The organism is Mesorhizobium sp. M0030, assembly GCF_040323695.1.
In the GTDB taxonomy this organism is placed as follows: Bacteria; Pseudomonadota; Alphaproteobacteria; order Rhizobiales; family Rhizobiaceae; genus Mesorhizobium.
Window position 1 is genome coordinate 139,196 of sequence record NZ_JAMYVE010000014.1, and the last position, 12,396, is coordinate 151,591.

Below are 12,396 nucleotides of genomic sequence, written 5' to 3' on the forward strand. Positions count from 1 at the left end.
CAAAAACCTCCGGCTCAAGGATATAGACTTCCATCGCCCCCGCGCAACCCGGCGTCTGTGCCAGATCGCCCGGCCTTTTCCTTTGCGCCATGGGCTGCATGCGTCTACAAGCCGCCGACGCAACCGTAAAAGAACAGAAAGAGGCCTCGATGCGCCCTTCTAAACGCCAAGCCGACGAAATGCGCGCCATCTCCTTCGAGCGCGGCGTCTCCAAACACGCGGAAGGCTCGTGCCTGGTGAAATTCGGCGACACGCATGTGTTGTGCACGGCGAGCCTGGAGGAAAAGGTGCCGGGCTGGATGCGCAATTCCGGCAAGGGCTGGGTGACGGCCGAATACGGCATGCTGCCGCGTTCGACCGGCGAGCGCATGCGCCGTGAAGCCTCGGCCGGCAAGCAAGGCGGCCGCACGCTGGAAATCCAGCGGCTGATCGGCCGCTCCTTGCGCGCCGTTGTCGACCTGCAGGCGCTGGGCGAACAGCAGATCACCGTCGACTGCGACGTCATCCAGGCCGATGGCGGCACCCGCACGGCCTCGATCACCGGCGGCTGGGTGGCGCTTTACGATTGCCTGCGCTGGATGGAAGCGCGGCAGATGGCCAGCGTTGCCAAGGTGCTGAAAGACCATGTCGCGGCAATTTCCTGCGGCATCCATGACGGCCAGCCGGTCATCGACCTCGACTACATCGAGGATTCATCTGCCGGCACCGACGCCAATTTCGTCATGACCGGCAAGGGCGGCATCGTCGAGATCCAGGGCACCGCCGAGGGCGAGCCGTTCTCGGAAGGGCAGTTCGCGGAGCTGATGGGCCTGGCAAAGAAGGGCATTCAGCGGCTGGTGAGCTTGCAGCAGATGGCTGTGGCCTGATTGAATTTAACGTGATGACGTCGGCGATCCTTCACACCCCCCTCTGGCCTGCCGGCCATCTCCCCCGCAAGGGGGGAGATCAGAGGTCGCTACCGTTTTCGCCAACCATCAACGTTGAGACGCCGCCAGCGGAACTGCCAATCTCCCCCCTTGCGGGGGAGATGCCCGGCAGGGCAGAGGGGGGCGCCTGATGCAACCCTCCGCTATTCTTGAGTCAGCGCTTTACGTCACGGATCTCGCCGCTGCCGAAGCCTTCTACTCCAACGTCCTCGGCCTCCCTCTCCTCGGCAAGGTCGACGGCCGCCATCTCTTCTTCCGCTGCGGCCCGGGCGTACTGCTCATCTTCAACGCCGAAGCCACCAAAATCCCGCCGGCACCGGATGCGCGGCTGAAAGTGCCGCCGCATGGCACGGTCGGCGAGGGCCATCTCTGCTTTGCCGCAAGTGCGGATGAACTCGCACAGAGGAAGGCGCAACTTGAGGCGAAAAACATCGCCATCGAAAGCGAATTCGAATGGCCGCAGGGCGGGCGTTCGATCTACATACGCGACCCCTCGGGCAATTCGATCGAATTCGCCGAGCCAAGGATCTGGGGCCTTTGATGCATTCTCTCGATGGAAAGAAGATCGTCGTTGCCAGCCACAATGAAGGCAAGCTGCGCGAATTCGCCGATTTGATGGGTCCGTTCGGCTTCGAGGCGAAGTCGGCCAAGGACTACGGCCTGCCGGAACCGGAGGAGACCGGCACCACCTTCGAGGAAAACGCCTACATCAAGGCCTTCGCCGCGGCTAAGGCGACCGGCCTGCCGGCGCTGTCGGACGATTCGGGCCTGTGCGTCGACGCGCTCGACGGCGCCCCCGGCGTCTACACCGCCAATTGGGCCGAAGCTCCCGATGGCAGCCGCGACTTCGGGATGGCCATGCAGCGCACCGAAGTGGCCTTGCAGGAGGTCGGCGCCGCCAAGCCAGCGCAGCGCAAGGGGCGGTTCGTCGCCGTCATCTGCCTGGCCTTCCCCAATGGCGAGGCTGAATATTATCGCGGCGAAGCTGAGGGAACGCTGGTGTGGCCGCCGCGCGGCGAACTGGGCTTCGGCTACGACCCGGTGTTTTTGCCCGACGGTTTCGACAAGACGTTCGGCGAGATGAGCGCTGAGGAAAAACACGGCTGGAAGCCCGGTCAGCCGACGGCGCTGTCGCACCGCGCCCGCGCCTTCCAGAAATTCGCCCGCGCCAGGTTAGGCTCAGCTTAATGTCGCTGGACCGCAGCCCGGGCTTCGGGGTCTACATCCATTGGCCGTTCTGCGCGGCCAAATGCCCGTATTGCGACTTCAACAGCCATGTCCGTCACCAGCCGGTCGACCAGGAGCGCTTTGCCCGCGCCTTCGAGAACGAGCTGAAGACCATGAGCGAGCGGACCGGGCCGCGCGAAGTGACCAGTATCTTTCTCGGCGGCGGCACACCGTCGCTGATGCAGCCGCAGACGGTGGCGGCGGTGCTGGACGCCGTGGCGAAGAACTGGACGGTGCCCGACGGCATCGAGGTGACGCTGGAAGCCAATCCGTCCTCGGTCGAGGCCGAGCGATTTCGCGGCTACCGCGCCGCCGGCGTCAACCGTGTGTCGCTCGGCGTGCAGGCGCTGAACGACAAGGATCTGCGCTTCCTCGGCCGGCTGCACAATGTCGACGAGGCGCTGCATGCAATTGGCCTGGCACGGGACATATTCCCAAGACTTTCCTTCGACCTGATCTACGCCCGCCCCGGCCAGACGCTGGACGACTGGCAGGCGGAGCTCGAACAGGCGATCGGCCATGCCGCCGACCATCTGTCGCTCTACCAGCTGACCATCGAAGAAGGCACGCCGTTCCATGCCCTTCATGCGGCGAACAAATTCATCATCCCCGATAATGACCGGGCCGCCGATCTCTATGCGCTGACGCAGGAGATCACCGCAGCGCATGGCCTGCCGGCCTATGAGATTTCCAACCACGCCAGGCCGGGCGCCGAGAGCCGGCACAATCTGACCTATTGGCGCTATGGCGAATATGTCGGCGTCGGACCGGGCGCGCATGGCCGCTTTATCGAGAACGGCCACCGCACCGTGACGATCGCCGAGCGGATGCCGGAGACCTGGGCCAATCTGGTGGAGGCCAGGGGCCATGGCGTCACCGGCGGCGAGATCCTGACGCGCTCCGAAGAGGCCGACGAGTTCCTGCTGATGGGGCTGAGGTTGGCCGAAGGCATCGACCTTTCCCGCTACGAGGCGTTTTCCGGGCGCGGCCTGTCGAGCGCCCGGCTGACCGTGCTGCAGGATGAGGGGCTGGTGGCGCCGATCGGCAATGCCAGGCTACGCGCCACGCCAGCCGGCATGATCGTGCTCGATGCCGTGGTGGCGGATTTGGCGCGGTGAGCCCACAGGGCAAATGGCCGGGCTGTTGGACGATTTATCGGCTTGAGCAAGGATGTTAGAAAGTCGACTTGTTGAACCGCTGGCGTGCCAGCGCCGCATCCGAGGTGACTCCTGCGATGACGTTCCTGATCCACGAGACATTGATGACATTGAACACGGATGATGTGTTCGAGTTTGGATTGACCGAAATCTTGAGATCTCCAGAGCAAGACGACCTCTTTGAGGCTCAGGCGATTTTCATCAGGAACGCAACGGTCACATCGAAACCTAAAATTGACCCACTTGAGCGAATTCAGCGTTGTCCTCAGTTTCATAACATATATTGGAAATAAGCTTCGCGGAATCGCCAAGGATGAGTTGCTCGAGTTTGATCTGAATGGACTCACATTTGATCAGTACATCCCTCTCAGCAAAAATCTGCGTAAGATCTGGGATGAGTAGTCGGTGAAGAACGTCCTGTTCGTCTGCAGCCAGAACCGCTTGCGCAGCCCGACCGCCGAGCAGGTGTTCTCCAAACGTAGGGATATCGAGGTCGAGTCGGCCGGCACCAATCACGATGCAGACACGCCGCTGACGCATGAGCTGGTCGCCTGGGCCGACATCGTCTTCGTGATGGAAAAGGCGCACCGCACCAAGCTGCAGAAGAAATTCAAGGAGAGCCTGAAGAAGGCCCGCGTCATCTGCCTCGACATCCCGGATGATTACGGATTCATGGATCCGGAGTTGGTGCGATTGCTGGAGGTGAGGGTGACGCGATACCTGGGCTGACTGATGTGGTTGGGGCGTTCCACGCCCGCGTTCGCCATCCTCGGACTTCACCCGAGGATTCATGCCGCGAGGTTAAGGCGCTGCAGCGGTTCAGAATTCTGCGCCGCTGCATCCTTCGGCAGAGGTCACGGAATGGATCATAGGGTCTGCGCCGCGTCACTTCGCTCCTTGCTTCGCCCTAGGATGACGATGTTGCACCGATCGACAAACTAAGCGTCGTGCTTGAAGCGGCGCTTGCCGCGGTGTTTCTCGGCATGCGCCTCTCCGGTCCGGGCCGGCTTGGCGTCGCTCTTGTCCCGGCGGACGCTGTTCTGGTCGTTCATCGGATGCGGCGGCGCGCCTTCGCGGGCGCTCTTCGTTTCAAGACGGGTGATGAAGATATCGAAACGATTGGGCATCGTACGGTCAGTGCTCCGTCGTGCTGTCCGGTTTGTTGTCCGAAAGCCTGACATTCGTCGGCAAGGCGGTGGCCGCCCGACTGGCCAGGCCGGTGTCGCTTTCGGCGAGCGCACGCTTGCCCTTTCGCGCAGTGAAGCGCTTGCGCTCGGCATAATAGGGCTCGAAAACGTCCTGCAATTCCAGGCTGTCCATCCTGTCCTCCTCCTCAAGAGACTCAGGTATTCAATCCGCCAGCCACGCTTTCGTTCCCCACTGTGGCAAAGACATGGCCGCCGGGTTACATCGGCGTCAGGTTTGGCTCGACGTTCGGGAGTTTTGCAACCCGGCGCGCGCCGTGCCAAACAGGGCGAAATGGAGAGACCCCGGTGACCGGCGAGAAGCGCAGCTATGTGATCGGGCAGACCGAGATCGCGGTCCGGTCGCTGGCGCCGGCGCTGTATCTGGTGGCGACGCCGATCGGCAACCTCTCCGACATCACGCTGCGCGCCTTGGAAACGCTGGCTGCCGCCGACATAGTCGCCTGCGAGGACACCCGCGTCTCACGCGTGCTGCTCGACCGATACGGCATCCGCAGGCGCACAACCGCCTATCACGAACACAATGCCGGCGAGGCGGGACCGAAGCTGATCGCAGCACTCGAGGCCGGGCAGAGCGTGGCGCTGATTTCGGATGCCGGCACGCCGCTGATCTCCGACCCAGGCTACCGGCTGGTCGGCGAAGCGCTGGAGCGCGGCCTGCGCGTGGTGCCGATCCCCGGCCCATCGGCGCCGCTGGCGGCGCTGACTGCGTCGGGCCTGCCGTCCGACGCCTTCCTGTTTGCGGGGTTTTTGCCGGTGAAATCTGGGCAGCGGCTGACCAGGCTGGAGACCTTCAAGACGGTGCCGGCAACGCTGATCTTCTTCGAGTCGCCACGCCGGCTGGCCGATACGCTGCTTGCGATGGTCGAGGCGCTGGGTGGTGGGCGCAAGGCCGCCATCGGCCGCGAGCTGACCAAGACTTTTGAAGAGATGCGGACGGGAACGCTGCAGGCGCTGGCCGACCACTATGCGGCGGCTGACACGCCGAAGGGCGAGATCGTCATCTGCGTCGGGCCCGCCGAGATCAAGGCCGACCAACCCGCCGACATCGACAGGCTGCTGCTGTCGCTGGCCGCCGAAATGCCGGCGTCCAAGGCGGCGGCGGAAGCGGCGAAGATGACAGGCGGGCAGAAGCAGTCGCTCTACCGCCGGCTGCTGGAACTCAGGGATGCGGTTGGAGAAGGCGAAGGTGGCTGAGCGCCCGGCCGCCAGCCGCCAAAAAGCCTATCGGCGCGGCCATCGCGGCGAGTGGCTGGCGGCGGCGGCGCTGATGCTGAAAGGTTATCGCATCCTCGCCCGCCGGCATCGCACCCGCTTCGGCGAGATCGACCTGATCGCCAGGCGCGGCGACCTGGTGCTGTTCGTCGAGGTCAAGGCGCGGCCCACGCTGATGGAAGCGATGGAGGCGATTGGCCACGAATCGGAGCGCCGCATCGAGGGCGCGGCCGACATCTGGCTGTCGCGCCAACCGGATTATGGCAGATTGTCGATGCGCTTCGACATGATCGCGGTGCTGCCCTGGCGCTGGCCTGTGCATGTCGAGAACGCGTTTTATGGGAGGAGTTAGCGGCCTTTACCCTCCCCCTTGTGGGGAGGGTCGGTGAGCAAGCGACGCGTCGTTGGCGAAACGGGGCGGGGGTGTGGCGCCCCCACCCCGATCCGCTTTGCGGATCGACCCTCCCCACCACAAGGGGGAGGGTAAAGCTCACCCCCAAATGAAAAGCGCCACCAACCCAACCGCTCCCACCACCAGGCGCCACCAGCCGAACAGCGAATAGCCGTTGCGCGAGACGTAATCGAGCAGGAAGCGCACGACGATCAGCGCGGTAACAAAGGCGGCGATGAAGCCGATGGCGATGATCGGCAGGTCGGCGCTGCTCAGCACGTTGCGGTTCTTGAACAGATCGAAGGCGAAGGCGCCGACCATGGTCGGGATGGCGAGGAAGAAGGAGAATTCCGCCGCCGCGCGCTTGTCGACGCCCAGCAGCAGCGCGCCGACGATGGTCGAACCGGAGCGCGACGTCCCGGGGATCAGCGACAGGCACTGGAACAGGCCGATCTGCAGGTAAAGCCTTGTCGGGAAGCGCTCGACATCGCGGTAGACCGGCTGCAGCTTCATGCGGTCGACGACCAAGAGCACGACGCCGCCGACGATCAGCATGATGCAGATCAGCCTTGGCGATTCGAACAGCACCGTCTTGATGAAATCATGCGCCAGCGCGCCGATGATGGCCGCCGGCAGGAAGGCGATCAGGATGCCGATGACGAAATGCCGCGTCAGCCGGTCATGCGGCAGGTCGAGCAGCATCTGCCACAGGCGGCGGAAATAGACGCTGAGGATCGCCAGGATGGCGCCGAGCTGGATCAGGATCTCGAACGCCTTGCCGGTGGAATGGAAGCCGAGGAAATGGCCGGCGAGCAGGATATGGCCGGTCGAGGAGACCGGGATGAACTCGGTCAGCCCCTCCAGCAGGCCGAGCAGCAGGGCTTCGACGATGGTGTGGCTATCCATGGCAACCTCGGCATTCAAGGGACGGAAGGAAACGGCTGGCAAAAGGGCTTGCTTGTCACGGCGCGGAAGTCCCCCTATAGGTCGCAGCACCGTGACGGCCGCATGACGGGCCGCCAAGACTTACCGGTGCGGACGGCGATTCGCCAGTGCGCCTTAATATCGCGGAATCATGCTGACGCTTTTCCATCACCCGATGTTCGCCACCTGCCGCTTCGTGCGCCTCGCCTTCGGCGAATATGGCGAGGAGCTGGCGCTGATCGAGGAAAAACCGTGGACGCGGCGCAAGGAGTTTTTGGCGCTGAACCCCGCCGGCACCTTGCCTATCCTGCTGGCCGAAGGCGACGTGCCGATCGTCGGCGCCATGGTGATCGCTGAATATCTCGACGAAACACGTGGTGTCCTGAAGCGCGACAAGCGCCTGTTTGCGGAAGACCCGATGCAGCGCGCCGAAATCCGCCGCCTGACCGACTGGTATCTCAACAAGGCCGAGAGCGAAGTGACCCGGCATCTGGTGCGCGAGCGCGTGCTGAAGCCGGTGATGCCGGAAACGGCGGGCGGCGGTTCCCCCGATTCGGCGGCGATCCGCGCGGCGCGCGCCAACATTCGCCAGCACATGAAGTACACCAACTGGCTGGCCGGCACCCGTCATTGGCTGGCCGGCAGCAAGGTCACCTATGCCGACCTGGCGGCAGCGGCGACGCTGTCGGTGCTGGATTATCTCGGCGAGATCGATTGGCGCGAGCATGCCGCGGCGCGCGAATGGTACACGCGGGTGAAATCGCGGCCGTCGTTCCGGCCGCTGCTCTCCGACCGGGTTCGCGGCCTGTCGCCGGTTTCGCATTATGCGGACCTCGACTTCTAGAAGCCAAACCCTGCGCGCGCTGATCGACGCCGAGGCGCGGCGCGCCGGCTTCGATGCGGTTGCCGTCACCACGCCTGACGCGATCCCGCTGGCGCCGGCCAGATTGGCAGAATTCGTCGCCGATGGTTTTCACGGTTCGATGGCTTGGATTGCGGAGACGCTCCAACGCCGCAGCGAGCCTTCGACGCTGTGGCCCGAGGTGCGCTCGATCATCGTGCTGGCAATGAATTACGGCCCCGACCACGATCCGCGTGCGCTGCAGGCAAGGCGCGATCGCGGCGCGATCTCGGTCTATGCGCAAAACCGCGACTATCACGAAGTGATGAAGGGCCGGCTGAAGGAGATCGCCGGCAAGATCGTCGCGCGGGCCGGCGGCGACGTGAAGGTTTTCGTCGATACGGCCCCGGTTATGGAAAAGCCGCTGGCTGAGGCCGCCGGGCTCGGCTGGCAAGGCAAGCACACCAATCTGGTCAGCCGCGAGCACGGCTCCTGGCTGTTTCTCGGCACCATCTTCACCACGGCGGAGCTCACGCCAGATGCGACCGAGGTAGACCATTGCGGTTCCTGCCGCGCCTGCCTCGACGCCTGCCCGACCGATGCCTTTCCGGCGCCCTACCGGCTCGATGCCAGGCGCTGCATCTCCTACCTGACCATCGAGAACAAGGGGCCGATCCCGCAAGAATTCCGCGAAAAGATCGGCAACCGCATCTATGGCTGCGACGATTGCCTTGCCGCCTGCCCGTGGAACAAGTTTGCCCGCGCCGCTTCGGAAGCCAAGCTTGCTGCCCGCGACGAACTGCGCGAGCCGCCGCTGGGCGAGCTGTTGCAGCTAGACGACACGGCGTTCCGGACCTTTTTCTCCGGCTCGCCGATCAAGCGCATCGGCCGCGACCGCTTTGTCCGCAATGTGCTGGTTGCCGCCGGCAATTCCGGCGATGTTTCGCTGGCCGGCCCGGTGCGCGATCTGCTTGGCGATGCCTCGCCGCTGGTGCGCGGCGCGGCGATCTGGGCGCTGTCGCGGCTGGTGCCGGCCGCCGAATTCAACAGGCAGGCGGCGATCTACTCGAACACTGAAACCGACACGACAGTGCGGGGCGAATGGCTGTCCGTATTGCCAATTGAGGCGCACGCATGAGCGAAAAACAGGTTTTTATCTTCGGCGCCGGCTATTCGGGCAAAGCCTTTGCACGGGCCAATGCGGAGGCGATTACGATCTTCGGCACCACGCGCTCGGCCGAGAAATTCGAGGCATTGCGTCAGGCCGGCATCGCGCCGCTGCTGTTCGACGGCGCCCTGACCCCTGAAATCGGCGATGCGCTGGAAAAGACCCCCCATCTCATCGTCTCCGTGGCACCGGAGGAGGCCGGCGACCCTGTGCTTCTCGCCGCGCGAAAGGCGATCGAGGCGATGCCGGCGCTTCGCTGGATCGGCTATCTCTCGACCGTCGGCGTCTATGGCAATTATGACGGCGCCTGGGTCGATGAAACGGCCGAGTGCCGGCCGGTGTCGAAACGCTCGTCGATGCGAGTGGCGGCCGAGCGGGACTGGCTGCAGCTTGGCCTCGAGACCGGCAAGCCGGTGGCGATCCTGCGGCTTTCCGGCATTTATGGGCCGGGACGCAACGCGCTGGTCAATCTGGAAAACGGCACGGCCAGGCGGTTGGTCAAGCCCGACCAGGTGTTCAACCGCATCCATTGCGACGACATCGCCGGTGCGCTCTGGCACCTCATCGGTGGCAATAGAGGCGGCATTTTCAACGTCACCGATGACGAGCCGGCGCCGCCGCAGGATGTCGTCACCTATGCCGCTTCGCTGATGGGCGTCGAGCCGCCGCCGGAGATTCCTTTCGAGACCGCCCAACTTTCGCCCATGGCGCGGTCCTTCTATGGCGAGAACAAGCGCGTCGCCAACGCCGCGATCAAGGCAGCGGGCTACCGGTTCCGCTATCCGGACTACCGCCAGGCATTCGATCGGATGTGGGCCGACGGCAGCTGGCGCGACGGCGAGCCGCGCAGCCCGATGAAGGTAGATAATCGAAACGCGAGCCCGAGGGTGATATGATTCGATTGTGTTGCGGACTTTTGCAGTGGGGTTCATGACGATTTCGATGCGATCCTTGACCGGCAGACGGCCGTTCCTGACGGCGGCGCTGGCGATCGTGGCGCTGGCCGGGCTGGTGGCGGGCGCAATCACGGCCGAGCCACGGGCAAAAGACCTGTTCGGCGCCAAGAAGCTGCCGGCGGTGGCTGCGGCGCAATCCTTCGGCTTCTATTCAAAGGGCTGCTTCACCGGCGGCGTCGCCATTCCGATGGACGGCCAGAACTGGGAGGTGATGCGTCCCTCGCGCAACCGGCGCTGGGGTCATCCAACGATGATTGCGCTGATCGAGAAGCTGTCGCGCGATGCCGCCGCCGACGGCTGGCCGGGGCTTCTGATCGGCGACATTTCGCAGCCGCGCGGCGGCCCGATGCTGACCGGGCACGCCTCGCACCAGATCGGCCTCGACGCCGACATCTGGCTGACGCCGATGCCCGACCGCAAGCTTACGACCCAGGAGCGCGAAAACATCAGCGCCACGCTGATGGTCGACGACAAGACGCATCTGGTGAAGGACAGGCTGTGGAAGCCGATACATACCAAGCTGTTGAAGCGCGCCGCGAGCTATCCGGAAGTCGAGCGCATCCTGGTCAATCCAGGCATCAAGAAGAAGCTGTGCGACACCGTCACCGGCGACCGTACCTGGTTGAGAAAAATCCGGCCGTTCTGGGGCCATGACTATCATTTCCACATCCGCATCGGCTGCCAGCCGGGTTCGCCCAACTGCAAGGGACAGGAAGCGACGCCCGACGATGACGGCTGCGGCAAGCCGCTGGCCTGGTGGTTTACCGAGGAGCCGTGGCGCCCCAACAAGAACCCGGATGCGCCCAAGGCGCGCGACCTGATGACGATGGCGAACCTGCCGAAACAATGCCAGTTCGTGCTTGACCAGCCCGACGCGGACTCGGCCGAAGCCGTCACCTATCGCGGCGGCGGCGTGCCGATCGCCGCCAGGGCGCCGGAACCCGACGCGCCTCCGCCTATTGCGGGCAATGCGGGCGGCTTGCCAAACGCAGCCAACGCCTTCACCGCCACGCCGGAGATCGGCATTCCCCTGCCAAGGCGACGGCCGCCGGCAAACGTCGGACAGTGATGGCGAACTGACGCTTTCCCTTTCCGGGGCCATGCGCTAGTCAATCGATTGAACACCGGGCGATTGAACACCGGGCGATTGAAAAACCGGGCGATTGAAACGGTCGCAACGGCGCCGCAAAGGGGACGAGCAAGAGCATGTCAGGCGACGACGACACCGCGTTGCGGTTTCCAGTGCTGATCGGCGACATCGGCGGCACCAATGCGCGCTTTTCGATGGTGCTCGACGCAAATTCGGAAGCCGGTGAGCCGCATATCGTGCAAACCGCCAATTTCGCCACCATAGACGAGGCGATCCAGGCGGCGGTGCTCGACCGGTCGTCCATCCGGCCGAATTCGGCAGTGCTGGCGATCGCCGGACCAGTCGATGGCGACGAGATCCCGCTTACCAACTGTCCCTGGGTGGTGAAGCCGAAGCAGATGTTTGCCAATCTGGGCCTGGGCGACATCGTCGTGCTCAACGATTTCGAGGCGCAGGCGCTGGCCGTCGTAGCGCTCGGCGAAGAGCATATGGAAAAGATCGGCGGCGGCACGCCGGAGGAGAATGCCGGACGCGTCGTGCTCGGCCCCGGCACCGGCCTCGGCGTCGCCGGGTTGGTTCATGCCCTCCACCACTGGATCCCGGTGCCTGGCGAAGGCGGCCATATGGATATCGGTCCGCGGACGCCGCGCGATTTCGAGGTGTTCCCGCATATCGAAAAGCTGGACGGCCGCATTTCGGGCGAGCAGATCCTGTGCGGGCGCGGTCTGGTCAATGTCTACCGGGCGGTCGCCAAGGCCGACGGCAAGCCGGCGCCGTTCACCACGCCGGCCGAAATCACCGGGGCGGCGCTGGCCAAGACCGACCCGGTTGCCGAGGAAGCGCTGGCGCTGTTCGTCACCTGCCTCGGCCGCACCGCCGGCGACCTCGCGCTGGTGTTCATGAGCCGCGGCGGCGTGTTTTTGACCGGCGGCATCGCGCAAAAGATCGTTCCGGCACTGAAGGAAGGCAGTTTCCGTGCCGCCTTCGAGGACAAAGCGCCGCACAGCGCGCTGATGGCCTCGATGCCGGTCTATGTCATCACCCACCCGCTGGCAGCGCTTCTGGGCCTTGCCGCCTATGCCCGCAACCCGTCGCTGTTCGGCGTCCAGACCGCGGGGCGGCGCTGGCGCACGTAATCCATTTCGTCCCGAACATGGGTCTGTTCCTGGAAATGGCTGCCGCTTTCGTGACCCTGACCTCGAGCCGCGACGAAGTTTCGCCATAGGCAAGCCGTAGCCGGGGCGCTAAGAGGGGGCCGAATTCCAGCCTGGCATCCCTAGATGCCGGTTGATTTCA

The 12,396-nt window shown here is 64.4% G+C and carries 14 protein-coding genes and 1 pseudogene; 13 read left to right on the forward strand and 2 right to left on the reverse strand.

Translation table 11 applies throughout. The features are described 5' to 3' along the window. Positions 1-149: 149 nt before the first annotated feature. The 6 genes and pseudogenes from rph to NKJ80_RS25395 all read left to right on the forward strand — a co-directional run. The gene (gene rph / locus NKJ80_RS25370; protein ID WP_023672052.1) at positions 150-866 is read left to right on the forward strand and encodes a ribonuclease PH; all 717 of its coding nucleotides are present in this window, start codon (positions 150-152) and stop codon (positions 864-866) included. Between the two features lie 190 nt (positions 867-1,056). Beyond that, positions 1,057-1,467 carry a VOC family protein gene (locus NKJ80_RS25375; RefSeq protein WP_023672054.1) on the forward strand — a complete coding sequence of 137 codons (411 nt, stop codon included), beginning with the start codon at positions 1,057-1,059 and terminating at the stop codon, positions 1,465-1,467. Next, complete coding sequence (rdgB, locus tag NKJ80_RS25380; RefSeq protein WP_023692946.1) at positions 1,467-2,114, forward strand: RdgB/HAM1 family non-canonical purine NTP pyrophosphatase; 648 nt, start codon at positions 1,467-1,469, stop codon at positions 2,112-2,114. Before NKJ80_RS25375 ends, rdgB begins: the two co-directional genes overlap by 1 nt. Further along, on the forward strand, positions 2,114-3,271 hold the full coding sequence (gene hemW / locus NKJ80_RS25385; RefSeq protein WP_023681230.1) for a radical SAM family heme chaperone HemW: 1,158 nt from the start codon (positions 2,114-2,116) through the stop codon (positions 3,269-3,271). Before rdgB ends, hemW begins: the two co-directional genes overlap by 1 nt. Positions 3,272-3,715: 444 nt before the next feature. After that, entirely contained in the window at positions 3,716-4,039 is a 324-nt protein-coding gene (locus NKJ80_RS25390; protein ID WP_023698066.1) for a low molecular weight protein tyrosine phosphatase family protein, read from the forward strand. 191 nt (positions 4,040-4,230) lie between these two features. Beyond that, positions 4,231-4,365: pseudogene (locus tag NKJ80_RS25395) on the forward strand (EamA family transporter); the annotation flags it as partial. 79 nt (positions 4,366-4,444) lie between these two features. Here NKJ80_RS25395 and NKJ80_RS25400 read toward each other — a convergent pair. Further along, a complete protein-coding gene (locus tag NKJ80_RS25400; RefSeq protein WP_023687558.1) occupies positions 4,445-4,630 on the reverse strand; it encodes a hypothetical protein in 186 nt (61 codons plus the stop codon). A gap of 173 nt (positions 4,631-4,803) precedes the next feature. Between NKJ80_RS25400 and rsmI the strand changes: the two genes are divergently transcribed. Together rsmI and NKJ80_RS25410 are read left to right on the forward strand one after the other, a co-directional pair. After that, positions 4,804-5,712, forward strand: a complete 909-nt coding sequence (gene rsmI, locus NKJ80_RS25405) for a 16S rRNA (cytidine(1402)-2'-O)-methyltransferase (RefSeq protein WP_352498528.1) — start codon at positions 4,804-4,806, stop codon at positions 5,710-5,712. Further along, positions 5,705-6,082: a YraN family protein gene (locus NKJ80_RS25410; RefSeq protein WP_352498529.1), complete on the forward strand. Its 378-nt coding sequence runs from the start codon at positions 5,705-5,707 to the stop codon at positions 6,080-6,082. Before rsmI ends, NKJ80_RS25410 begins: the two co-directional genes overlap by 8 nt. A gap of 138 nt (positions 6,083-6,220) precedes the next feature. Here the strand turns inward: NKJ80_RS25410 and NKJ80_RS25415 are convergent, their stop codons facing one another. Then, positions 6,221-7,027, reverse strand: coding sequence for an undecaprenyl-diphosphate phosphatase (locus NKJ80_RS25415; protein ID WP_023692943.1), 807 nt, complete (start codon positions 7,025-7,027; stop codon positions 6,221-6,223). Positions 7,028-7,196: 169 nt separating this feature from the next. On the opposite strand from NKJ80_RS25415, the gene NKJ80_RS25420 reads away from it, so the two are divergent. The 5 genes from NKJ80_RS25420 to NKJ80_RS25440 all read left to right on the forward strand — a co-directional run bounded on the left by NKJ80_RS25420 (position 7,197) and on the right by NKJ80_RS25440 (position 12,236). Beyond that, positions 7,197-7,889 carry a glutathione S-transferase family protein gene (locus tag NKJ80_RS25420; protein WP_023672063.1) on the forward strand — a complete coding sequence of 231 codons (693 nt, stop codon included), beginning with the start codon at positions 7,197-7,199 and terminating at the stop codon, positions 7,887-7,889. Continuing rightward, positions 7,870-9,024 (forward strand): tRNA epoxyqueuosine(34) reductase QueG, encoded by a 1,155-nt coding sequence (gene queG, locus NKJ80_RS25425; protein ID WP_023710341.1) that lies wholly within the window; start codon positions 7,870-7,872, stop codon positions 9,022-9,024. The genes NKJ80_RS25420 and queG overlap by 20 nt, the downstream gene beginning before the upstream one ends. Further along, positions 9,021-9,950: an SDR family oxidoreductase gene (locus NKJ80_RS25430; RefSeq protein ID WP_352498530.1), complete on the forward strand. Its 930-nt coding sequence runs from the start codon at positions 9,021-9,023 to the stop codon at positions 9,948-9,950. Before queG ends, NKJ80_RS25430 begins: the two co-directional genes overlap by 4 nt. A gap of 46 nt (positions 9,951-9,996) precedes the next feature. Further along, the gene (gene mepA / locus NKJ80_RS25435; RefSeq protein ID WP_373420153.1) at positions 9,997-11,079 is read left to right on the forward strand and encodes a penicillin-insensitive murein endopeptidase; all 1,083 of its coding nucleotides are present in this window, start codon (positions 9,997-9,999) and stop codon (positions 11,077-11,079) included. Between the two features lie 137 nt (positions 11,080-11,216). Next, positions 11,217-12,236, forward strand: a complete 1,020-nt coding sequence (locus NKJ80_RS25440; RefSeq protein WP_352498531.1) for a glucokinase — start codon at positions 11,217-11,219, stop codon at positions 12,234-12,236. Positions 12,237-12,396: the final 160 nt, after the last annotated feature.